At 63.0% G+C, this 23622-nt stretch carries 21 protein-coding genes; 7 read left to right on the top strand and 14 right to left on the bottom strand.

The window, feature by feature from the left end; genetic code table 11:
• Positions 1 to 196: 196 nt before the first annotated feature.
• The 6 genes from IE091_RS06625 to IE091_RS06650 form a co-directional block, all read right to left on the bottom strand.
• Entirely contained in the window at positions 197 to 1123 is a 927-nt protein-coding gene (locus IE091_RS06625; RefSeq protein ID WP_096923145.1) for an electron transfer flavoprotein subunit alpha/FixB family protein, read from the bottom strand.
• Positions 1124 to 1137: 14 nt separating this feature from the next.
• Complete coding sequence (locus IE091_RS06630) at positions 1138 to 1887, bottom strand: electron transfer flavoprotein subunit beta/FixA family protein (RefSeq protein WP_189463132.1); 750 nt, start codon at positions 1885 to 1887, stop codon at positions 1138 to 1140.
• 148 nt (positions 1888 to 2035) lie between these two features.
• Complete coding sequence (locus IE091_RS06635; protein WP_189463133.1) at positions 2036 to 3421, bottom strand: hypothetical protein; 1386 nt, start codon at positions 3419 to 3421, stop codon at positions 2036 to 2038.
• A complete protein-coding gene (locus tag IE091_RS06640; RefSeq protein ID WP_189463134.1) occupies positions 3418 to 3888 on the bottom strand; it encodes a PaaI family thioesterase in 471 nt (156 codons plus the stop codon). The genes IE091_RS06635 and IE091_RS06640 overlap by 4 nt, the downstream gene beginning before the upstream one ends.
• The gene (locus IE091_RS06645; RefSeq protein WP_189463137.1) at positions 3885 to 5486 is read right to left on the bottom strand and encodes a class I adenylate-forming enzyme family protein; all 1602 of its coding nucleotides are present in this window, start codon (positions 5484 to 5486) and stop codon (positions 3885 to 3887) included. The genes IE091_RS06640 and IE091_RS06645 overlap by 4 nt, the downstream gene beginning before the upstream one ends.
• A complete protein-coding gene (locus IE091_RS06650) occupies positions 5486 to 6637 on the bottom strand; it encodes an acyl-CoA dehydrogenase family protein (protein WP_039181760.1) in 1152 nt (383 codons plus the stop codon). Before IE091_RS06650 ends, IE091_RS06645 begins: the two co-directional genes overlap by 1 nt.
• A 242-nt stretch (positions 6638 to 6879) precedes the next feature.
• Here IE091_RS06650 and IE091_RS06655 point away from each other — a divergent pair, with 242 nt between their 5' ends.
• From IE091_RS06655 to IE091_RS06685, 7 genes are all read left to right on the top strand, one after another.
• On the top strand, positions 6880 to 8412 hold the full coding sequence (locus IE091_RS06655) for a 3-hydroxyacyl-CoA dehydrogenase (RefSeq protein WP_189463138.1): 1533 nt from the start codon (positions 6880 to 6882) through the stop codon (positions 8410 to 8412).
• Between the two features lie 46 nt (positions 8413 to 8458).
• The gene (locus tag IE091_RS06660; RefSeq protein ID WP_039181765.1) at positions 8459 to 9667 is read left to right on the top strand and encodes a 3-oxoadipyl-CoA thiolase; all 1209 of its coding nucleotides are present in this window, start codon (positions 8459 to 8461) and stop codon (positions 9665 to 9667) included.
• Positions 9668 to 9767: 100 nt separating this feature from the next.
• On the top strand, positions 9768 to 10589 hold the full coding sequence (locus IE091_RS06665) for an IclR family transcriptional regulator (protein WP_039181768.1): 822 nt from the start codon (positions 9768 to 9770) through the stop codon (positions 10587 to 10589).
• A gap of 84 nt (positions 10590 to 10673) precedes the next feature.
• On the top strand, positions 10674 to 11786 hold the full coding sequence (locus tag IE091_RS06670) for an MlaE family ABC transporter permease (protein ID WP_052196465.1): 1113 nt from the start codon (positions 10674 to 10676) through the stop codon (positions 11784 to 11786).
• Positions 11780 to 12601: an ABC transporter ATP-binding protein gene (locus IE091_RS06675; protein WP_039181771.1), complete on the top strand. Its 822-nt coding sequence runs from the start codon at positions 11780 to 11782 to the stop codon at positions 12599 to 12601. The genes IE091_RS06670 and IE091_RS06675 overlap by 7 nt, the downstream gene beginning before the upstream one ends.
• Positions 12602 to 12606: 5 nt before the next feature.
• A complete protein-coding gene (locus IE091_RS06680) occupies positions 12607 to 13548 on the top strand; it encodes an MlaD family protein (RefSeq protein ID WP_144984661.1) in 942 nt (313 codons plus the stop codon).
• Positions 13545 to 14210: an ABC-type transport auxiliary lipoprotein family protein gene (locus IE091_RS06685; RefSeq protein ID WP_189463140.1), complete on the top strand. Its 666-nt coding sequence runs from the start codon at positions 13545 to 13547 to the stop codon at positions 14208 to 14210. Before IE091_RS06680 ends, IE091_RS06685 begins: the two co-directional genes overlap by 4 nt.
• Here IE091_RS06685 and IE091_RS06690 read toward each other — a convergent pair.
• The 8 genes from IE091_RS06690 to osmF all read right to left on the bottom strand — a co-directional run bounded on the left by IE091_RS06690 (position 14207) and on the right by osmF (position 23614).
• Positions 14207 to 16069, bottom strand: coding sequence for a protein kinase domain-containing protein (locus IE091_RS06690; protein WP_039181777.1), 1863 nt, complete (start codon positions 16067 to 16069; stop codon positions 14207 to 14209). The two genes, IE091_RS06685 and IE091_RS06690, sit on opposite strands and share 4 nt — an antisense overlap.
• Before the next feature lie 18 nt (positions 16070 to 16087).
• Positions 16088 to 17389, bottom strand: coding sequence for a 2-oxo acid dehydrogenase subunit E2 (locus tag IE091_RS06695; protein WP_189463142.1), 1302 nt, complete (start codon positions 17387 to 17389; stop codon positions 16088 to 16090).
• A gap of 17 nt (positions 17390 to 17406) precedes the next feature.
• Entirely contained in the window at positions 17407 to 18384 is a 978-nt protein-coding gene (locus tag IE091_RS06700; protein WP_189463144.1) for an alpha-ketoacid dehydrogenase subunit beta, read from the bottom strand.
• 1 nt (position 18385) lies between these two features.
• The gene (locus IE091_RS06705; RefSeq protein ID WP_189463146.1) at positions 18386 to 19588 is read right to left on the bottom strand and encodes a thiamine pyrophosphate-dependent dehydrogenase E1 component subunit alpha; all 1203 of its coding nucleotides are present in this window, start codon (positions 19586 to 19588) and stop codon (positions 18386 to 18388) included.
• Between the two features lie 134 nt (positions 19589 to 19722).
• Positions 19723 to 20433 (bottom strand): ABC transporter permease, encoded by a 711-nt coding sequence (locus IE091_RS06710; protein WP_308428121.1) that lies wholly within the window; start codon positions 20431 to 20433, stop codon positions 19723 to 19725.
• A gap of 98 nt (positions 20434 to 20531) precedes the next feature.
• Positions 20532 to 21491: an ABC transporter ATP-binding protein gene (locus IE091_RS06715; protein WP_039181792.1), complete on the bottom strand. Its 960-nt coding sequence runs from the start codon at positions 21489 to 21491 to the stop codon at positions 20532 to 20534.
• On the bottom strand, positions 21488 to 22687 hold the full coding sequence (locus IE091_RS06720) for an ABC transporter permease (RefSeq protein ID WP_189463148.1): 1200 nt from the start codon (positions 22685 to 22687) through the stop codon (positions 21488 to 21490). Before IE091_RS06720 ends, IE091_RS06715 begins: the two co-directional genes overlap by 4 nt.
• A 3-nt stretch (positions 22688 to 22690) precedes the next feature.
• Entirely contained in the window at positions 22691 to 23614 is a 924-nt protein-coding gene (gene osmF, locus IE091_RS06725; protein WP_039181798.1) for a glycine betaine ABC transporter substrate-binding protein OsmF, read from the bottom strand.
• Between the last annotated feature and the right edge of the window lie 8 nt (positions 23615 to 23622).

Consider the following 23622-nt stretch of genomic DNA (forward strand, 5'->3'; position numbering starts at 1 on the left):
CGCCAGTTATTATTGTGAACCAATACTGCAAAAGGCCCCACTGGGCCTTTCAGGAAGATAACGCACTGCAGTGGCATGGTCGGAACAACCCTGCGCGGGGGCGCTGTGAACCCATCCATGGGCGCTACTTTCGCCATCCATGGCGAAAGACCCCCGCTACGGGTTATTCCGACCAAGACGTGGAAGCAAGAAGCTTTTACAGCTTGCTTTCCAGCTCCGGCAGGATCTCGAACAGATCCCCTACCAGGCCGTAGTCGGCTACCTGGAAGATCGGGGCTTCTTCGTCCTTGTTGATCGCCACGATCACTTTGGAGTCTTTCATCCCCGCCAGGTGCTGAATCGCGCCGCTGATGCCCACGGCAATGTAAAGCTCGGGGGCGACGATCTTGCCGGTCTGGCCTACCTGCATGTCGTTGGGCACGAAGCCTGCATCCACCGCCGCACGAGACGCGCCAATGGCGGCGCCCAGCTTGTCGGCAATGCCGTCCAGCAGTTTGAAGTTTTCGCCGTTGCCCATGCCGCGGCCGCCGGAGATGACGACCTTGGCACCGCCGAGTTCCGGGCGGTCGCTCTGGGCCAGCTCCTGCTTCACGAAACGGGACTGGGCGTTGTCGACGACCACGTCCACGGCGTCCACGCTGGCGCTACCGCCGCTGCCTACCGCATCGAAGGCGGTGGTGCGCACGGTGATGACTTTCAGCGGGTCGTCGCTTTTCACCGTGGCGATGGCGTTACCGGCGTAGATCGGGCGCAGGAAAGTGTCGGCGCTCTCGACGCCAATCACTTCCGACAGTTGGCTGACGTCTTTCAGCGCGGCCAGCCGGGGCAGCACGTTCTTGCCGGTGGTGGAGGCGCTGGTCAGCACGTGGGTGTAGTCGTCGGCCAGGGCGACCAGCAGCGCGCCCATGGGCTCGGCAAGCTGATGGGCGTAGACGGCGTTGTCTGCCACGCGCACCTTGCTCACGCCGTCGAGTGTCGCGGCGGCTTCGGCGGCGGCCTGGACGCCTTCACCGGCGACCAGTACATCGATATCGCCACCGATCGCCTGGGCGGCTGCCACGACGTGGGCGGTGGCGCTGGCCAACTGACCTTCATGCAGGTCGGCAAGTACCAGAATGCTCATGAGATCAGCTCCTTTTAAAGCACTTTGGCTTCGTTTTTCAGTTTATCGATCAGCTCGTCCACCGAGGCGACCTTGATACCGCCCTTGCGCTCGGCGGGTGACTCGACCTTGAGCAGCGTGACGTTCGACGCGACCTCGACCCCATAGTCGGCGGGGGTCTTGACGCCCAGCGGCTTTTTCTTGGCCTTCATGATGTCCGGCAGCTTGGCGTAACGCGGCTCGTTGAGGCGCAGGTCGGTGGTGACGATGGCGGGCAGCGTGAGGGCGACGGTTTGCAGGCCGCCGTCGATTTCACGGGTCACGTTCACCTTGTCGCCATCGATGGCGACTTCCGAGGCAAACGTGCCCTGGGGCAGATTGGTCAGCGCCGCCAGCATCTGGCCGGTCTGGTTGTTGTCGGTGTCGATGGCCTGCTTGCCAAGAATCACCAGACCAGGCTGCTCTTCATCCACCACCTTGGCCAGCAGTTTGGCCACCGCCAGCGATTCGACGCGCTCGTCGGTCTCGATGTGGATGGCGCGATCGGCGCCCAGCGCCAGCGCGGTGCGCAGCTGCTCCTGGGCAGCCTTGGGGCCTACCGTCACGGCGACCACTTCGCTGGCTGTCCCCTTCTCTTTCAGGCGCACGGCCTCTTCCACGGCAATTTCGCAGAAGGGGTTCATGGCCATCTTGACGTTGGTCAGATCCACATCGGAGTGGTCCGCCTTGACGCGGATCTTGACGTTGTAGTCGATGACGCGTTTTACCGCGACGAGGATTTTCATAAGGCATGCTCCTACGATTGAATCATCAGCTTTTTAGCTCTTCAGCTTTTAGGCTTAATTCCGCACAGTAAAATAATATTTCACTTTATAAAAAGAACAATAAAAAAACGCCTGCCAAAGGTCAAGCGTTTCAGACAACGACCGCCTGCTAAAACGGCGACCAGCCAAACCAGAGCGCCAGCAGCGGAATCGACGCAACCAAAAAACGCCCATTCCAGCGGTAGCCAATACGGGTCGCGGGCACGCCGGTAAAGCGCGACAGAATCAGCATCGACGCCGTCATGGGCGACGACATCAGCGCCAGTGCCCAGCCCACCATCAACGACGCCCCGATCAGCGCTGGTGTCAGCCCAGGGATGTCCAGAGTGGGCAGCAGGCCCACCAGCAGCGTCACGGTGACGATAGGATTGACGCCTATTTGCGCCAGCCCCACGACCATCAGCATCGCCAAGACTGCGTTGAAGGTGCCCAGCGGGCCGAGCACCGCCAGCAGCGGCCCAAGCTGTTGGGTATCCACCAGGCCCACACACAGATGCCCCAGGTAGCCCGCCGCCCCCAGCACCACGATCTCGTTGGCGCTGGGCGACAGCAGCCAGGGGAGCTGGCGATGAACCGCCGTTAGCGCTGCAGGCAGCCCGGCGTAACCCAGCCGGCGCCGCTGCCAGGCAAGCCATAGCAGCGCCCCGCTGGGGGCTCCCAGCAGTGCGGCAATCGGCAGACGCACGTCGAGCAGCCAGGCCAGCGAAAACACCAGTGCCACGATGCCGATCAGCAGCACACTGAACTGGGCCAGAGGGCACAGCGAGGGGGAAACGGAGGATTTGTTGGCGGGCGGATGCGGACCCGTCAGGTAATCCACCGCCCAGCCCGCCATGAAAATCAGCCCAGCCGCTCCCAGAATGTAAGGGGCTAGCTGCAGCCAGGTGACCTGGGGAAGGCTGGAAAGCACCACGGCCACCCCGATGCCCATGGGCGAAATCAGCGGGGCCAGCGAAAAACCGCGCAATAGCGCCAGCATCATACGACGCTGGCGCGCCTGCTGCACCCAGGTACGGCCCTGGGCGGCGCTCAGGGTATTGCTCTTTTCGATCATGGCGGCAAACAGGTTGAGCACGCCAATGTTCAGAATGATCCCAAACAGCGCCGACCCCAGCGAGAGAATCGGGTAGCGGCGGCCCGGGGGCTGCAACAGCATGCTCTGGCCACAGCGGCGCACCAGACGGGAGCGATAGGCGGGCAACCTGAGCATGCTGAGCGCCACCACGAAAGTGGCAAAGAACGCAAAGCGTCCACTTGCCTCGAACAGCAGTTGGCCGGGGGTTGGCGAGCGCCACAGCGCCAGCAAAGTCAGAAGGCCCGCTGCACACAGCAGCCCCTTGGCCATACGCGTCAACTGGCCTCGCAGGGTCGCCAGATAGAGCAGCAGCGCGACAATGCCCACGGCCTGCCACAGCACGCTGCCCCCTACCAGATGGATCAGGGTAGCCAGCGTTACCAGCAGTAGACAGGAGACCCGCACACGGGCTGGGCTCACTCGTTTGGCTCCTCCGCCTGTGGGTCCGGCATGCCGTGAGCCGACTCGCTGCCGCTGCGGCGGCGAAACGACCCCTCACCCATGGCCACGAGGCGGCCCTGGTCATCGACGATGTCACCGCTGGTCATGTAGGTCTTTTGGCCGCCCCCGCGCAGAGTGCCCGTAGCGCGCAATACGCCCTGCCGGGCGGGCCCCACGAAGGTGGTGGTCAGAGAAAGCGTCATGCCACGACGAATGTTGCCCGGCACATCGCAGTGCAGGCCCGCCAGGCTCAGCGCGCTATCCAGCATCGAGGCCAGTACGCCGCCGTGGACGTTGCCGCTGCGGTTCAGGTGCTTGGGCTCGATGGTGAGTTCCACCACCGCGCGCCCCTCTTGCCACTCGACTACGTGCATCCCCAGCAATTCGTGATAGCCCATCAGCGCCTGGGGCGTGGTCGAGGTGCTTGGGCTGTCTGTTTCGCTCATGAGGCGCTCTCCTGCTGGGCCAGATCCCGCAGCCGCCCTTTCAAAATTTTCCCGCTGGCGGTGGAAGGCAATGACTCCATCAAGACAATTTGAGTCGGCCGCTTGTAGGGCGCCAGCCGTTCGGCAATGAAAGCTTTGAGTTCGGCCATATCGACCTCGATACCCGGCTCGCACTGCACGAACGCCACCACTTCCTCATTGCCCGCCACCTGCCGCCCCACCACGGCGGTCAAGGTGACTGCCGGGTGCTCGTTGATCACCGCCTCCACGTCCGGCGGATAGATATTGAAGCCCGAACGGATGATCAGCTCTTTGCTGCGGCCGACAATATAGAGCCGATCGTCGTGATCCAGCCTGGCGATGTCGCCGGTATTGAGCCAGCCATCTTCCGTCAGGGTGGCGCGGGTCGCCTCCGGCTGGCGGAAATAGCCTTTCATGACGTTGGGGCCACGCACCCAGAGTTCGCCTACTTCTTCTCCTGCGTTCTCGGTGGTGCCGTGACTGCCCAAGGGCTCCAGCCGATACTCCAGCAGCGGCAGCACCCGGCCCACGGTGCTGCTCTGGTGGCGGTCGTCGATACGCGTCTGGCTGATGGTCGGGCTGGCTTCGGTGAGGCCATAACCATTGTGCAGGGTCAGGCCAAACGCGGCCTCGACCCGGGTCTTGGTATCGCTGTCCAGGGGTGAACCGCCTGCCGAGATATAAATGAGCGCCGGCGCTTCCAACGCCCGCTGCTCGCGCTTCAGGTACTCCAGCGCCCGAGCGTACATGGCGGGCACCCCCTGCAGTACGGTAATGCGCTCCTCTTTCAAAGTGGCCAGCAGGTGCGGCGCCTCGAAGCGCGGTACGGTATACAGGCAAGCCCCGTTGTACAGCGAGCCCATGCACACCGACGAAAGGCCAAACACATGGGACATGGGCAGCACGCCATACACCCGCTGCCCTTCGTTGAGATGGCGCATGCCGCCGGAAATCGAGGCGATATACAGAATGCCACGATGGGTGAGCATCACGCCTTTCGGCGTGCCGGTGGTGCCCGAGGTGTAGATCATCGCCGCCACCTGTTCGGCACCGCTGGCTTCTACGGGCTCGGGCTCACTATCGCACAGTGGCGAAATGGCCAGGCTACCCAGTTGAGGGTGCTGGTAACGGTCGGCTGCGTGACGCTGGGCGTGTTGAACCGCTTCGGCAGAGGCTTCGCAGGTATAGAAGATACGCCGTGGCTGGCAATTCCCGCGAATCGCGTCCACCTCTTGCGCCGACAAGCGCGAGTTGACGATGGCGACCCAGACGTCCAGTTCACTGGCGGCCAACAGCAACACCACCAGTGCCCGACAGTTTTCACTGACCGTCATGATCCGGTCGCCGGGGCGCACGCCCAAGGCGCCCAGCCACTCGCAGGCGGCCCGAATCTCCTGGCCCAGCTCGGCGTAGCTCCAGCGGACGCTGCCATCCACCAGCGCGGGGTGATCCGCCAGGCGCTGAGCGTTTTCCAGCACGCGGGTGCTCAAACGCTCGGGTAGCTCCGCCAACAGCTCGCTCGCTAAGCGACCAAAGATCGTCTCGTCTGGCGCTTGGTAAGGGACCGACAGAGCCATCAGGACGCCTCCCGCACCATGTTGCGCGCGATCACCAGCTGCTGGATCTGCGTCGTTCCTTCGTAAATGCGGAACAGACGCACATCGCGATAAAAGCGCTCTACGGCGTATTCCGACATGTAACCTGCTCCGCCATGAACCTGCACGGCCCGGTCGGCCACGCGGCCGACCATTTCGGCACAGAACAGTTTGCAGCAGGAGGCCAGGGTGGAGACGTTTTCGCCATCGTCCTTGCGTCTGGCGGCGTCCATCACCATGGTTTTGCCCGCATAGGCCTCGGTCTTGCTATCTGCCAGCATTGCCTGCACCAGCTGGTGCTCTGCCAGCGGCGCGCCAAACTGCTTGCGCTCCATGGTGTAGCGCAGCGACTCTTCCACCAGCCGTTCGGCCACGCCCACGCACACCGCAGAGATATGCAGCCGCCCACGGTCGAGCACCTTCATGGCAGTCTTGAAGCCTTGGCCCTCTTGACCGCCAATGATGTTCTCAGCGGGCACCCGGCAGTTGTCGAAAATGATATCGCAGGTATGCGCGCCCTTCTGGCCCATTTTGTTATCTGCCGGGCCACGAATCAGGCCTGGCGTATCGCCCTCAACGATAAACGCCGAGATACCGCCTGCGCCCTTGTTGTCCGGGTCGGTACGCGCCATCACGGTGAACAGGTCGGCTTCCGGGCCGTTGGTGATATAGCGCTTGGTGCCGTTCAAGAGGTAGTGGTCGCCATCGCGGACGGCGGTGGTGCGCAGGCTGGCAGCATCCGACCCAGAGTCGGGCTCGGTGAGGCAGAACGAGCTGAGAATCTCGCCGGTGGCCAGCCGCGGCACGTATTTGGCTTTCTGGGCGTCGGTGCCATCGATCAAGATGCCCTGGGCGCCGATACCGTTATTGGTACCAAACACCGAACGAAACGCCGGGGAGGTCTTGCCGATCTCCATGGCTACCAAAGCTTCCTCTTCCATGGTGAGTCCGAGGCCGCCGTACTCTTCGGGAATCGACAGGCCGAACAGCCCCATCTCCTTCATCTCGGCCAGGATCTCGGCGGGCACTGCATCCTCTTCGGCCAGCCTGGCTTCATTGGGAATCAAACGCTCTCGGACGAAACGGGCAATGGTATCAACCAACTGATTCAGCAGTTCGGGATCACGGATCATGACGGCTCCTGGGGCAACGATATTTTTATGGTTGGCGTTTTCGGGGCAGTGATGCCTGCCAATGCGCTTTATCGGTGGTCGACACCTCTGCCCGGCACACTGCCTCGCCTGGTTGTTTTGCATGGCGAAACCAGCGCTCACTCTCTTGTCAGGCACTTTTGCATAGCCTAGGATGGCAGTCAATAAACGAAACACTATTTTGCAATGCAGAACAAAAACGCTCATAGCGAGGATGTTGATCCATGTCCAATGACCCAATCGCCCATTCGTTCACCACCCTCGGCATTGTCGGCACGGGGGCCATGGGGAGAGGCATAGCCCAGCTCGCCGCGCAGGCGGGTCTGAAGGTCATGCTATTTGATGTCAAGGAAGGCGCGGTGGCGGAAGCGAAAGCCTTTATTCAAGGATTATGGCAGCGCAGCGCCGACAAGCAGCGAATGACCCAGGCTCAAGCCGAGCAGTATGGCGAGCGACTGGTCGAGGCCCGCGACCTCGCCGCCCTGGCCCCTTGCGACATCGTCGTCGAAGCCATTGTCGAGAAGCTGGACGCCAAACAGGGGTTGTTTGGCGATTTGGAGAGCATCGTTCGCCAGGATGCCGTGCTGGCCACCAACACCTCTTCGCTGTCGGTGACCGCGATTGCGGCCGCCTGCCAGCACCCGGAACGGGTGATTGGCTTTCACTTCTTCAACCCGGTACCGCTGATGAAAATCGTCGAGGTGATTCCAGGGCTGAGAACGGATCACAGCGTTACCCAGCGGGTCGATGCGCTGGGGTCTGCCATGGGCCACTTCACCGCCCAGGCCACCGACACCCCCGGTTTTCTGGTCAACCACGCCGGGCGCGCCTTTGGCACCGAAGCGCTGCGTATTCTGAGCGAGAGCGTGGCCGACCCCGCCACCATTGACCGCATCATGGTCGACCAGGGCGGCTTTCGCATGGGGCCGTTCACGCTGCTGGACCTGACCGGTCTCGACGTTTCCCATGCGGTGATGGAATCGGTGTACCACCAATATTATGAAGAGCCGCGCTTTCGGCCCTCACCCCTGACCCGCCAGCGGCTTTCGGCGGGGCTGCTGGGGCGCAAGACCGGCGAAGGCTTCTACCGCTACGTGGAGGGCCAGCAGCAGATGCCAGAGGAGCGCCCCCGCCAGGCGACGCCTGCTTGCCCGGTGTGGATCAGCCAGGAGGACCCGAACAGCGCCGCTCGGCTTGCCGAGCTGGTCGAAGCTGCAGGCTGGCCGCTGGAGAGCGGGCAGCAGCCTTCCCCCGAGGCGCTGTGCCTGTTGACGCCGCTGGGTGAAGACACCACCCAGTGCGCCCTGCGCCAGGGCCTGAACGCCGAGCAGTGCGTGGCGGTGGACATGCTGGCAGGGCTGGAAAAGCGCCGCAGCCTGATGGCGTCGCCCTTGACCCGCGCCAGCCTCATCGCGGCTGCGGCCAGCCTGCTCAATGCCGATGGCACGCCGGTCAGCACACTTCAGGACAGCAATGGCTTCGTGCTGCAGCGGGTGGTGGCCTGCATCGTCAATGTCGGGGCGGATATCGCTCAGCAAGGGGTCGCAGCGCCTGCCACCATCGACCGGGCGGTAGAACTCGGCCTGGGCTATCCGTTCGGCCCGCTACGCATGGGCGACCACTACGGCGCCTCGCGCATCCTGACCATTTTGCACAACCTGCTGGACGCCACCGGCGACCCCCGCTACCGCCCCAGCCCGTGGCTGCGCCGCCGCGCTGCGCTAGGCATGTCCCTGACGAACGGGCCAACGGGCTGACACCCCCCAGTTGCCGATACGGCTCACCCAAACAAGGAGAACAACCATGCAAGACGCTTATATCTACGACGGATTACGCACCCCTTTTGGCCGCCATGGCGGCAGTCTGGCGGCCATTCGCCCGGATGAGTTACTGGGATTGACATTAAAAGCGCTGGTGGCGCGCAATCCGTTTGCCCCAGAAAGCTACGAAGAAGTGCTGGCGGGCTGCACCAACCAGGCGGGCGAAGACTCTCGCAACGTGGCCCGCCACGGGGCGCTGCTGGCGGGCCTGCCCATTGATGTCGCGGGGCAGACGGTCAACCGCCTGTGCGGCAGCGGCCTGGCCGCCATGATGGACGCCGCCCGGGCGGCGCGTCTGGGCGAAGGCGAGCTGTTCCTGGCGGGCGGGGTCGAGTCCATGTCGCGTGCGCCCTACGTGCTGGGCAAGGCCGACTCCCCCTACGCGCGCAATCAGCCCATGTTCGATACCGTGATTGGCTCGCGCTTCCCCAACCCGTGGATTGCCAAAGAGTACGGCAGCCACAGCATGCCGGAAACCGCCGATAACATCGCCCACGACCTGAACATTGGCCGCGACGCCAGCGACGCTTTTGCCGCCCGCTCCCAGGCTCGCTACGCCCAGGCTTTGGCCAACGGTTTTTATGACGGCGAGATGTTCGGCGTCGAAGTACCCCAGGGGCGCAAACAGCCGCCACTGATGGTGGACAAGGACGAGCACCCCAGGCCGGAAAGCACCGAAGAGAAACTGGCCAGGCTGGGTGCGCTGTTCGACAACGGCGTCGTGACCGCAGGCAACGCTTCCGGGTTGAACGACGGGGCGGCGGCGCTGATCGTCGGCACCCTGGCTGCGGGCGAGCGTGCCGGAATTGCCCCCCGTGCCCGTATCGTGGCCAGCGCCGTGGCGGGCGTTGCCCCTCGGGTGATGGGCCTGGGGCCGGTGCCCGCGTCGCAAAAAGCGCTGGCCCGGGCTGGCCTTGAGCTGGCACAGATGGACGTCATCGAAATCAACGAGGCCTTTGCGGTGCAGGTGCTGGGCTGCGTTCAGCAGCTCGGGCTTTCCGCCGACGACCCACGCCTGAACGCCAACGGCGGCGCCATTGCCATCGGCCATCCGCTGGGTGCCTCGGGCGCGCGCCTGGCCCTCACGGCCCTGCGCCAGCTGGAAGCCACCGGCGGGCGCTATGCGCTGGTGACCATGTGTATCGGCGTGGGTCAGGGCATTGCCACCATCATCGAGCGCCTGGACCGCTGACGCAGGCCAAGCGTTGATGGCATTTGTCATCACGCTTTGCATCGCCCCAGCGCAGGTATGCGATACTTGCCACTCAATGAACGATTAGCCGAGACGCTTGATGGAACCCACCGACGCCGCTGCTGATGAGCCGCAACCCTCCGAAAAAGACCGCAACTTCGTCACCGCGCTGGCGCGTGGGCTGGAACTGCTCCGCGCCTTTGGAACGGGCGAGGAGTACCTGGGCAATGCGGAGCTCTCCAATCGCACCCGCATTCCCCGCCCCACGGTGTCACGGCTGACCTACACGCTGACCCAGCTTGGCTACTTGCAGCATAACCGCCATCTGGAAAAGTACCGCCTGGGGCCAGGGGTGCTGGCACTGGGCTACCGCTTTCTGGCCAACATGGGGATACGCGAAGTCGCCCGCCCCCATCTGCAGCAGTTTGCCGATGCCACCGACTGTAACGTCAGCCTGGGCAGTGCCGACCGCAGCGACATGGTGTATCTGGAAACCTGCCATGGCCACGGCCCGCTGATCATTCGCCTGGACGTGGGCTCCCGGCTGCCCATCGCCACGTCGGCCATCGGGCGCGCGTGGCTTTGCGGGCTGTCTGGCGAGCGTCGCCATCAAGTGATGCAAGAGCTGGCCGCGTTTCATGGCAGCGACTGGCCCCGCCTGCAGGCGGGCATCGAACAGAGCCTGCACGACTATGCCGAGTACGGCTTCTGCCTCTCCGAACAGGATTGGCAGCGGGATATCAGCGCGGTGGCGATGCCGCTGATTCTGGAAGATGGTGCGGAAGTCATGGCCATCAATTGTGGCGGCTCCAGCCTGCGGCTGGATCATGATCGCCTGGTCAACAATCTTGGCCCACGACTCAAGGAGGTCGCTGCCCGCATCAAGCAGGAACTCGCCCCCAAATATGGGGCTTCACGTTAATCCCGTTGCCGACGACCTTTCACTAACGCTCGTTTGAATGCATCATGGAGCATTAATCGCCTTGTCGGCACATGGGGAGCAGGGATGCCAAACGAGTGGATCACGCAACACGATGATCACATAGCGCTGCACGGGGAATGGACGCTTCGCCACTATTCGGCCTTGAGAGACACGCTGAATCGACAGCAGGAGGTCTCTGAGGCGTCTATCCAGCTGCCCGGCTTCGACAAACTGGACACGGCGGGCGCCGCGCTGGTCATCGAGCTGGTAGGCGTTGACAAAGCCAAGCAGGTAAATGAGTGGGCCAGCGAGCTACCGGACGCGCAGCAAGCTCTGCTGATGCGTCTGGCCGAGGCGATGGCATCCCCGCTGGAAAATGACCAACCGCGCGCCTCTCGCGTCAGCGAAGCACTGGCTTCCATCGGTCAGCAGATGAGCGGTTTGTGGTCTCAGCAGCGTCAACTGCTGGGGTTCATCGGTCTGGTGCTGGCGGCCTTCGCACCGCTCGTGTTACGGCCCAGCCGCTGGCGCATCACCGCTACGGTGGCCCATGTGCAGCAAAGTGGCCTGAATGCCGTGCCCATCGTGGCCCTATTGACCTTCATGGTGGGGGCCGTGGTGGCCTTTCTCGGGGCCACGGTGCTGGAAGACTTTGGGGCCACGGTGTACACCATCGATCTGGTGGCGTTTTCCTTCCTGCGTGAATTCGGCGTGCTACTGGCGGCCATTCTGCTGGCGGGGCGTACTGCCAGCGCCTTCACGGCGCAGTTGGGGGCCATGAAATCCAACGAGGAGATCGACGCCCTCAAAACCCAAGGGCTGGACCCCATCGAGCTGCTGGTGCTGCCCCGGGTCATGGCCATGCTGATCAGCCTGCCCCTGCTGGCCTTCGTCGGCATGCTCAGTGGCCTGGTCGGTGGCGCCATGGTCGCCACCCTCTCGCTGGATATCTCCCTGACCCAATTCATGGACACGCTCCAGAACGACGTCTCGGTGACGCATTTTCTGGTGGGCATGAGCAAGGCCCCGGTGTTTGCTTTCGTGATTGCCGTGATTGGCTGCCTGGAAGGCTTCAAGGTCAGCGGCAGTGCCCAGTCCGTGGGCACCCATACGACCTCCAGCGTCGTACAATCCATTTTCATGGTGATTCTACTGGACGCCCTGGCGGCACTCTTTTTCATGGAGATGGGATGGTAAAGGAACACCACAAGACACCCGATGCCCGCGACGACCACGCGGCCATCACCGTCGAGGGGCTGGTCAACCGCTTTGGAAGCCACGTGGTCCACGAAGACCTCGACCTGACGCTGCAGCGCGGTGAAATTCTCGGCGTGGTCGGCGGGTCGGGCACCGGCAAATCCGTATTGCTACGCAGTATCGTCGGTCTCAAGAAGCCCGATGGGGGCCGCATCGACGTGTTGGGCAACCGGCTCGACGAGCTGAGCGATGCCGAGCGCAGCCAGGTCGAACGGCGGTTTGGCGTGCTTTTCCAGCGTGGTGCCCTGTTCAGCTCGCTGACGCTACAGGAAAACGTCGCGCTCCCCCTCATCGAGCACGCCAAGCTGTCCCGAGAAGAAGCCGAGTACCTGGCGCGCATCAAGCTGGCGCTGGTCGGCCTGCCCCCGCAGGCGGCGCGACAGTTCCCGGAGTCGCTGTCGGGGGGCATGGTCAAGCGCGCCGCGCTGGCTCGCGCCCTGGCCCTGGACCCTGACATTCTGTTTCTCGACGAACCCACCGCCGGGCTGGACCCTATCGGGGCCGCCGCCTTCGATCAGCTGCTGGTCACCTTGAGAGACGCCCTGGGGTTCAGCGTCTTTCTGGTCACCCACGACCTGGACACGCTCTACGCCGCCTGCGACCGCGTCGCGGTGTTATCCCAGAAGCGCGTGCTGGTGGCCGATACCCTGGAGAAAGTCGCCCAGACCGACGACGAGTGGATACAGGACTATTTCAATGGCCCCCGTGGACGCGCCGCGCAGCGCTCTGCCGAACCGACTTCCCGCGAGGAGTGAGACATATGGAAACCCGCGCGCACCATATCATGATCGGCTTGTTCACCGTGCTCACGGCAGCCGCTGCCCTGCTCTTTGCCCTATGGATGAGCCACGCGGCGGGCGAGCGCGACTACCAGCCCTACCGCATCCTGTTCGAGCGCAGCGTCAGCGGCCTGGCGGTGGGCAGCAAGGTGCAGTACAACGGCATCGAGGTAGGTGATGTCACCGAATTGAGCCTCAACCCGGATGACCCCCGCCAGGTGCTGGCCAGTATCCGTGTGTACGACGACACCCCGGTCAAGACCGATACCCGGGCACGTCTGGCCTTTGCCAGCATTACTGGCAGCATGTCCGTTCAGCTGCATGGCGGCACGCCGGAGACCCCGCGCCTGCTGGACCAGAGCGATGACGACATGCCGTTCATTCGCGCCGACCCGTCGCCGATTGCCACGCTCTTCGAAGAGGGCGAAGAGATGATCGACAACATCAACGCCATTCTGAAAAACGTCAACGAGCTGTTCAACGACGACAATCGCCAGGAGGCAGGCAACATTCTCACCAACGTTGCCCAGATCACCGACATGATTGCCTCCCAGCAGTCTGCTCTGGACGAGAACATGGCCCTGTTCGGGGAGGTCTCGCGTCAGGCCACCGCCACCCTGGAAAGCATCGAGACCTTAAGCCAGGAAGCGCATTCGCTGCTCAGCCGCGAAGGTCGAGAGGTCATGCAGAGCGCCGAGAATGCCAGCCGCGACGTGGCCAACGCCGCCCAGCGCATCGAACAGCTGGTGGATGACAATGCAGGTGCCGTGGAAAGCACGCTGCAAAGCACCCGCGATATTGCCCCGGCCCTGGCGGCGCTGCGCGCCACCCTGACCACCCTGGATCGCATTACCCGCCAGCTCGAAGAGAACCCCACCAACTTTTTGCTGGGTCGTGACCAGATAGAGGAGTTCCGCCCATGATGTTCAAGACCCTGCTAGCCAAAGCCCTGCACATCAGGCTACTTCGAAACGGGGCCCTTCGAATCAGCCCCCTGCGTACAGGCGCCCTGCTGATCATTCTGGCCACCCTGACGGCCTGTTCGATCCTGCCCGACAACGAACCGGCCACGCTCTATCGGCTGCCGGCCGTAGACACCTCAGGGCAGCCGAATGCAGCGGCCACCCACGCCATGACGCTGGGCATCGCCACGCCAGAAACGGGGCACTTGCTGGGCAGCAACCGCATGGTGGTATTTCCGGAAGGCAACGTGGTGAACGTCTACGAAGGCGCACGCTGGCACGAGGACGCTCCGGACATGCTCAAGGCCCGGCTCATCGAAGGCCTGCAGGCCCAGCAGCGGTTTGCGAGCGTCGGCAGTGATCGCCTGCCCCACGACCTGACCCTGCTCAGCGAGCTGCGCCACTTCCAGAGCGAATATGACGATACGCCGCCCAGCGTCAACGTGCAGCTGGATGTACAGCTGGTTGACAGTAACCGCGCGCCCTTGGCGACCAGCAGCTTCGCCATACGCAAGCGTGCCAGCAGCGTCGCCATTGCCGACGTGGTCGATGCCTTCGGCGCAGCGTCCGATGATTTGAATCAGCAGTTGGGCGAGTGGCTGACCCGCGAGGTAACCCGCTAACGCGGATCGATTGCTCCACCGCTCAGCTTGCGCAGATAGTCGCGCGGGTCTCTGGGGTAGTAGTGGGCAGGCTGGCACTCCAGGTGGGTAAAGAACCGGGTGTCCTTGTAGGGCATTTTCATGAAGCCCGACACCCCCAGCCCTTCGATCTGATTGACGCTGTCCAGCATGTGCGCCAGCAGCGCAGAGAACGCCTGCTCTCGGCGTGGGTCCAGCAGACGGTAGTAGCTATGAATCTTCAGGTGTCTGGGCAGCGCCTCGAAGATGATCATGCCGGTATGGTGGATGTCGTTGAGCTGCTCCAACAGGGCCATGATGCTTTCGGGCAACACCAGCAGCTCTTCTGGATCCGGACCATCTTCGAAGTAGCTGTGCTGGCGGGTGCGATCCTCCATCTCCGGCACGGCGCTCACCTCATACCCGATGGTCATGCCCGGCTGCGCAGCGAACGATGCATCGGCGCTTTCCCGCTCCAGGTGCAGCGTCTGCCGCGCATTGAACAGGCAACTCTTGAAAATACCCTGGCGATGGATGGCCCGCGCCAGATGCACCATGTTATTCACCGCTTCGGTAAAGGCAGGCTTCAGGTCGGGGTCGTGCAGATTGAGCGACGAGTCGATATAGACACCCTCCCGCTCCCAGCGCACGGCCAGCCCGCCCACCACGGGGTATTTGCCCAACCGGCTCACCGACGCCAGAAAGGCTTTCTCGGTGTCGCCCATGCCCTGCATGAACTGCTTGTAGTAGCGGTCCAGCTGCACGTCATTGACGTCATTGAGGGTTTCTTCGACGCTGGCCTCGCGCAGAAAGGCCTTGCGAGAGCTGTACACCACGGTATCGATCTCCCGACGCTGGCGATGCCCCCAGATCGGCACCAGGGGCGGCGGCGGCACGGCAGGCAAGTCGATCATCACGGTTCTGGCCATGCGCGGCATTTCACGAATGAAGTGATCCCCCGCGCGGCGGCGAATGGCCGGGTCGGCATCCAGCAGCCCATCCAGCGTGCGGGCAAACTCGATGGGCAGGCCCAACGCACTGGCCGGAATCGCCCGGCAGCCAAAACGGCAGGACTGTGCCGATGCCAGGGCATACAGGGTCCCCGCCACCCCCTGTTCGTCGAAACGCGGCGATGACAGCGCGCCGTTGAGCTGCTCATCGCCGATGAAGTAGACATCGCCCAGCCGTGCGTTGGTCTGCTGCAGGTTATCCGACATCAGCTCCATCACGTTGGCACCGACGAACTGCAGCGCCGCATCCAGCTGGGCAAAGACCGACGACCCCCAATCGATCAGGGCGATGCTTTCCCTGCTGGCGTCGAACACCAGGTTGGAAGGCTTGATGTCGCCATGCACCACCGGGCGGGCATGGGGGCCGGTTTCCCGGCGCAGGGTGACCAGAATATCCGCCAACTGTGCGGCAATATGCACCACCAGGCGCGGCGAAAGCCGCCCCTGGCGCAGCGATACTTGCTCGAGATTCCAGCCGGGCGCGCGCTCCATGACCAGAATGGACTGACCGCGCACGCGCTGATAGGCGATCAGTCCGGGAATCAGAGGGTGGCTGACCTGATCGAGCATGAACGCCTCTTCTTCGAGGCGCTCTTGCAAGTGTGTAGGCAGCGTGATGCGCGAGAACTTGAACACATAGTGGGTGGGCTGCCCCTGCTGCTGAGCGCTGCCCGCAAACACGAAACCATAGGCCCCCTTGCCAATCAGCTCGATGTCCCGGTATCCCAGCTGCACCAGCTGAGCCTGGCACAGCGCTACCCAGTCTTTCAGCTTGCGCGCATCGTGATGGCTCAGCAGATAGACCGACTGCTCCTCTGGAATATAGAACTGCTGTAGCGCTGCCTGACTCATGGGGGCAATGGCCTTGGGTCAGGCCAAATGCAGCAGCATGGTCTCTGGCGCTTCCAGAGACGCTTTCCAGTGATTGCAGAAGCGCGCAATGGTGCCGCCGTCGATGAATCGATGGTCTCCCGCCCAGGTCACGGTCATGATGGCGCGTCGCTGCACGGCGCCCTCGGCATCGAAACGCGGCAGCCACTGGGTCTTGCCGATGGCCACGATGGCCGCTTCCGGGGCGTTGATGATGGGAGCGGCATAGGTGCCGCCCAGGGCGCCAATATTGGAAATGCTGATGGTGCCACCCTTGAGGTCCGCCTGATCCACACGACCTTCCCGCGCCGCCTGAGTCAATCGGCTCACCTCCTTGGCAATGTCCAGCAGGCTCAGCTGCTCCACCGCTTTCACGTTCGGCACCAGCAAGCCCGCCTTGCTGTCCACCGCCATGCCGATATTGCACTGGGCAAAATAGTGCAGCTCGTCCCCCTCGGCATTGAGCTGCGCATTGAGGATGGGGTGCTCGGCCACGGCCAGCGCCAGCGCCTTCATGAAGAACGGCATCAGCGTCAGCCGCTCCCCCAGCGCTTCTACCCGGGGCTTGAGGCGCTCGCGCAGCGCCAGCAGCTCAGTGACATCCACCTCTTCCCCATAATGAAAGTGCGGTATGGTCGTCGCGGCTTCCACCATGCGCCGAGCCATGACGGCGCGCACGCCGCGAAGGGGCTCGACCCGGGCGGGACCTGACTGGCCCACCGCCAGTTTCCCTTGGGTGTGATGGGCCGTGTCGCTGGGCGCAGCGTGGCTGGACTTCACATGCGCCAGCACGTCTTCCTTCAATACGCGGCCATCCTTGCCGCTACCGGCAATGTCCGCCAGCACCAGCCGATGCTCGCGCACCAGCCGCCTGACGGCCGGGCTGGCCGGGGTTTTCACCGGGCAGGCTGGCCCTTCCGTCGGGCACTGTGGCGTCGATTGTTCGACGCTGGGCGATGGCGCGGAAGGTGGCGTTTTGCTGATATCAGCAGCGTCGCTGGCAGGGGAACGAGTGTTCTCTGAACTCTTTTTTGCAACCTCTTCTGCACTCTCTTTGGCACCCTCTTCTGCACCTTGATAGGCGTAAAGCGGCGCATGCACCTTGGCGATTTTCCCTTGGGGCACATACAGTTTGGTCACCGTGCCCGCTTCGGGCGCAGTGATCTCCACCAGCGCCTTGTCGGTCATGACCTCGACGATGGGCTGGTCTTCTTCGATGGTGTCGCCTTCGGCCACTCGCCATTCCACCACTTCACACTCGACGATGCCTTCACCGATATCCGGTAGTAAAAAATCACTCATGACCGTTCTCCCTTGCGTCAAAAATTCACGCTTTCGCGAATCGCTTCAAAAATTTTCAGATGGTCCGGCAGGTACTCTTTCTCCAGGATCAGCGGGAAAGGTGTATCCAGACCGGTCACCCGAGTAATCGGCGACTCCAGATAGAGAAAACAGCGCTCCTGTATCGTGGCGGCGATCTCACCGGCAAAACCTCCGGTCAGCGGCGCTTCGTGGCTGACGATCATACGACCGGTCTTGAAGACCGACTCGGCAACGGTATCCACATCCCAGGGCAGCAGTGAACGCAGATCGATGACCTCGCAGGCAATGCCCTGCTCTTCGGCCAGCTCGGCGGCCTTGCCGATCACTTCCATTTGCGCTCCCCAACCCACCAGGGTGATATCGCTGCCCTCCCTGACGACCTCGGCCTCACCAATGGGCAGCTGATAGTCGTCTTCGGGCACTTCGCCCACGGCGGCCCGGTAGAGGCGTTTGGGCTCCAGAAACAGGACCGGGTCGGGGTCACGGATCGCCCCCAACAGCAACCCCTTGGCCTGATAGGGGTTGCGCGGCACTACTACCTTCAGGCCCGGCGTGTGGGTAAAGTAGGCTTCTGGCGACTGAGAGTGATACAAGCCACCCGAGATGCCGCCGCCATACGGCGTGCGGATGGTCAGGCCACCCACGTTAAACAGATCGCCAGAGCGGTAGCGGAACTTGGCGGTTTCGTTGACGATCTGGTCGAAGGCGGGAAAGATGTAGTCGGCGAACTGAATCTCCGCCACGGGCACCGAGCCCTGGGCAGCCAGACCGTTGGCAAAGCCGATGATGCCCTGCTCCACCAGCGGCGTGTTGAAACAGCGCGCCTTGCCATACTTCTCCTGCAAATGGCTGGTCGCTCGGAATACCCCGCCAAAAATCCCCACGTCTTCACCAAAGCAGATGACCTTGTCATCTTCCGCCATGGCGATGTCCAGGGCGTTATTGATGGCCTGCAGCATGTTCATGGTGCTCATCCTAGGCATCTCCCTGTGCGTCGTGGGCCGTCGATACGCTGGGGTCCAGCGACTGAGCGCCGCGCGGGTAGGCATCGGGATAGCGGCGAATGTGCCGTTTCAACTGATCCAGCTGGCGCTGCAAGGCGGGCGTCACGTCGGCATAGACATCGGTGATCAAGGAGTCCAGCGGCGGCGGCGGACGCTTTTCGGCGCGCTTCATGGTGTCCAGCACTTCCCGCCGCAGGCTCTCCTGCTGGCGGGCCTCTTCGTCGTCGCTCCACCACCCTTTACTCACCAGCCAGCGCTGCATGCGCAATAGCGGGTCCTTGACTCGCCACGCCTCCTCTTCGCTCTTGGCACGATAGCCCGACGGGTCGTCCGAGGAGGAGTGCGCCGCCAAGCGGTACGACATGGCTTCGATCAGCACCGGCTGATGCTGCTCCACGGCTATCTTGCGCGCCTGGCGGGTGGCTTCGAAGACGGCCAGGGCGTCGTTGCCATCCACGCGGATGACATGCATGTGATAGCCGAACGCACGCGGGGCAATGCCATCCGCGGCAAACTGTTCGGTGGCGGGAGTCGAGATGGCATAGCCATTGTTGCGACAGAAGAAAATGACCGGCACCTGATGCACCGAGGCCATGTTCAGGGCGGCGTGGAAGTCGCCTTCCGAGGCAGCCCCTTCACCGAAGAACGTCAGGGTACAGTGGCCTTCACCTGCGAGCTTTTGGCCATAGGCATAGCCGGTTGCCTGGGGAATCTGAGTGGCCAGCGGCGAAGAGATGGTCATGTAATGCAGCTTGCGGGAACCATAGTGAATCGGCATCTGCCGACCCTTGCCATAGTCCAGCTCGTTGCCAAACAGCTGATTCATGAACTCGTCGATGGAGAACCCGCGATACATGAGTGCGCCCTGTTCGCGGTACTGCGCCATGATCATGTCGGCATCGTCCAGAGCTGCGGTGGCTCCCACCACCGCGGCCTCCTCACCGGTACACTGCATGTAGAAGCTGAGCCTGCCCTGGCGCTGCGCGGCCATCATGCGCTCATCGAGAATACGCGTGGCCAGCATGGCCTGGTAGAGCCTGCGGGCGTGGTCGCGGCTCAAGGCGGGCTCGTCGGCACCTTCATGGAGCTCGCCCTCGGGGCTGAGCACGCTGAAGGTGTCTATGGAGAATTCGTCGCCGGTCATGAAGGTCGGCTGATGTACGAACTGAGTCATCGTTATTGTCCTTGTTTTTACCCCTTTTGAGGGCAGTGTTGTTGGTGATGACCGTTTGTGCCAGTGGATTTATCTGACACATGTCAACGCAACACTTGGACAGTAACGCAGTCTCCCGCCGTTAGGGATTCAACTTAAGACGCAGATCGGCGTGCAAGGCGTTGTTGGAGGGCATTGAAGGCGCTATCGACAGTGAGCGCCAGCAGGGCAATCGACAGCGCCCCCTGGACGATATACGCCATGTTGTCATTGATGATCCCCGCGATGATCGGGTCACCCAGATTACTGGCCCCCACGGTTGCGCCCAGCGCCGCCGTGGCAATGTTGATGGTGACCGAAGTGCGAACGCCCGCCAGAATGACTGGCAAGGCCAGCGGCAGCTCGACATGACGCAGCAGTTGCCAGGGCGTCATGCCCATGGCGATGGCCGCCTGCTTGACCACAGGATCAACCTCGTTGATCCCCGTCAAGGTGTTACGCACGATGGGCAGCAGCCCATACAGCATCAGCGCCACGATGATCGGCAGTGTGCCAAATCCCAGTACCGGCACGGCCAGCGCCAGCACCGCCACTGGCGGGAACGTCTGCCCCAGCGACGACAGCTGAGCGACCAGCGGCAGGAAATCCCGCCCCCTGGCCCGGGTGACGGCAATGCCGGCCGAAACGCCCACCAGAAGCGTGACCAGCGCGGCCACGCTCACAACCAGCAGATGCCGCGCCAGCAAATCGACAAAATCGGCACGCCCGTAGATGACCTGTCGCGCATTGGGCTCTACCCAGCGAAACAGCGGTTCCAGAGTGGGCATGGCCAACACCAGCACCAGCAGCAAGGCCGCCCAGGCCAGTGGCCAGCCCCACGCGGCATAGCGCGAAGCGGTGGAACTCGCGGGGACAGCGCTGGAAGTGGCTGAGGTCGAAGACGCAGAGCGAGATGGATCCGGCCTCACGTTGGGGTGCCCCTGTCCAACTGGGCTTCCTTGACGATTCTACGCAGCGACAGCTCGCCTATGGGCACATCGTTTTGGTCCACCACGGTCAAGCGGTCGCAGTGGTCACGCAGCATCATGGAAAGCCCCTGCCGCAGCGAAAAGTCAGCGGGAATACGCGACTGGGCTGGCAGCGTGGGGCCCAGAGACGCCATGTGATCCTTGACGCGCGTCAGCCCTGCCTGTTTGAGCCCCCGCTCCAGGCCGCCCAACAGCGAATCCACGAAAGGGTCGGCGGGATTCTGCAGCAGGGCCAAAGGCGTGCCCTGCTGGACGATACGCCCCTCGCGCATGACGACCAGGTGGTCGGCCAGCTTCAGGGCTTCATCCATGTCATGAGTCACCAGCACCACGGTCTTGTGCAGCCGAGCCTGCAGGCGGGCCAGCTCATCCTGCAGCTTGTCCCGGGTGATCGGGTCCAGGGCACCAAACGGCTCGTCCATCAGCAAAATATCCGGGTCTGCGGCCAGCGCGCGGGCGACGCCCACGCGCTGTGCCTGCCCGCCGGAAAGCTGATGCGGGTATTTGTGCGCAAACTCGCCCACCGGCAGCCCCAGCAAGCCCATCAGCTCTTCGACACGACGGTTGACCTCGGCAGGTGCCCACTTCAACAGCCGCGGTACCAGGCCAATATTGCGCGCGACGGTCCAGTGCGGGAACAGGCCGGTGCTCTGGATGACGTAGCCGATACGTCGGCGAAGTTTGACCGGGTCGTAGTGCTCTATCGCCTGGCCATCCAGAATGATGTCGCCACGGGTATGTTCGATCAGCCGATTGATCATGCGTAGCGTGGTGGACTTACCGCATCCGGAGGTACCCACCAGGGCACAGAACTTGCCCTTGGCCACCCGCAGTGAAATATCATCCACCGCCGTTTCGTCACCAAACTGCTTGGAGACATGGGAAAGCTCGATCATTGCTGTCCTCCGGGGCGTAGCGCTTCCGCCAGCGCCCCTAATCCTGCATCCACGATCAGCGCCAGCACCAGGATTGGCAGCGCACCCAGCAGCACCATGTCCATGGCCGCCTGCCCCAACCCTTGAAAAATGAAGGTGCCGAGCCCCCCGGCACCAATCAGCGCCGCCACCGCCGTGAGCCCGATGGCCTGTACGGCGGTGACTCTTACCCCTTCCAGCAACACCGGCAGCGCCAGCGGTAGCCGAACCTGCCAGAACCGCTGCGGGCTCCGCATTCCCATGGCCTTGGCCGCTTCCAGGGTCTCTGCACTGACCTCCTCCAGGGCAACGTAAGTATTACGCACCATGGGCAACAGGCTGTAGGCAATCAAGGCGATCAGCGCCGGGGCATTGCCAATTCCACTGACGCCCATGGCTGCCAAGGCAGGCACATTGGCCGCCAGCCAGGCCAAGGGGGCTAGCAGCAAGCCGAACAGCGCCAGACTGGGAATCGTCTGCAGAAAATTGAGTAGCCCAAAGGCGACGGTTTGCAGGCGCCGGTAGCGGCGCATCAGCATGGCCAGCAGCATGCCCATCACGACGCTGACGCTCACGGCACTGCTGACCAGCACGATATGCTGGCTCAACGCACGGTAGAACTGCCGCTCCCGGGCCTGAAACTCCTGCACCAGGGCCAGCGCCTGCAATCCGAAGGCAGCGCACAGCCACCACAAGATGCCGATGCCGAGCAGCAGCAGCGCTGTCCACCATCGGGATAGCCCAAGCCGCAGGCGTACTTCCACCAGACACAGCAACAGCACGAACAGCACCGTCCAGTAGGCAGTCCCGATGCCTAGCCTGGCCTGGGGCGCATCCACGGGTATCAGCCAGTGCCCGGCGACCATCAGGCCAAACGGCATCAGCAACAGCGTCAGGGTAATCACCCCCAGCAGCGCCCGATAATGGCGCGTGCTGGGCACCCAGGCCAGGGCGGCCATGGCGATGAACAGAAGCGATACCAGTACGCCACCTGGCCAGCCAATGGCCGCCACCATTCCAAACCCCGTTCCCGTGACGATCCGATTGGGCGCCACGGTCACCAGATGGAAAGACCAGGCTGCCGCCAGCATGGCGGCGCTCAGGCACAGCAGTACGACATTAGGTTGCCAGCGGCGACGAATGGCCGCTGGCGATGGCAGTGCGTCGATCAACGACATTCATCAGTCATCCAGGCTATCGAGATATTCGCGAGCCACCTGGTCGGCAGAGCGACCGTTGACGGCCACGTCCGCGTTGAGCGTTTGCAGGGTCACCAGATCCAGCGTCGCAAACACGTCATTGAGCAGGCCTTCGATGTCGGGATACTGGGCCAGCACGTCTTCTCGTATCACTGGCGCAGGCTGGTAGACCGGCTGCACGCCCAGCGTATCCTCCAGCACCCGCAGACCCAGCGCGGTGAGCCCGCCATCGGTACCGTAGGTCATGGCACCGTTGACGCCGCTGGTTTGCTGAGCGGCTGCACGCATGGTGGCGGCGGTATTGCCTCCGGAGAGCACTAGCAACTGGTCATCGCTCAACTCGAAGCCGTAGGCGTCCTGAAACGCCGGCAGGGCCTGCTCGGATTCGACGAATTCCGCACTGGCTGCAAACTTGAACTCGCCCCCGTCGGCCAGATAGCTGGCCAGGTCTTCCAGGGTGTCGAGCCCATGGGTCTCGGCCACATCCTGACGAATGCTCATGGCCCAGGTGTTGTTGGCACTGGCCGGCTGCAGCCAGATCAAGCCTTGCTCCGCATCCCGTTCACGAACGGTCTGATAGGCATCATCAGCACTGTTCCACACCGGACTGTCGGTCATATCGAAAAAGAACGCACCGTTACCGGTATACTCTGGATAGACGTCGATTTCAGCGGCCAGCAGGGCATTCCTCACCACGCTGGTCGCTCCCAGTTGCAGGCGGTCCTGGGTGGCAATCCCATTGCGCTCCAGGGTCTGGATGATCAGTTCTCCCAACACCGAGCCTTCCGTGTCGATTTTGGAAGAGACCACCACCGGCTCGCTGGCATGGGCCGTCGTGAGTACCGTCGAGGTAACGACCACCGTGGACAAGCAGGCGGTCAGCAGGGGGTTCAGCAGTCGGCGCATGGGGGTCA

It is taken from the genome of Vreelandella hamiltonii, assembly GCF_014651775.1.
Classification (GTDB): domain Bacteria; phylum Pseudomonadota; class Gammaproteobacteria; order Pseudomonadales; family Halomonadaceae; genus Vreelandella; species Vreelandella hamiltonii.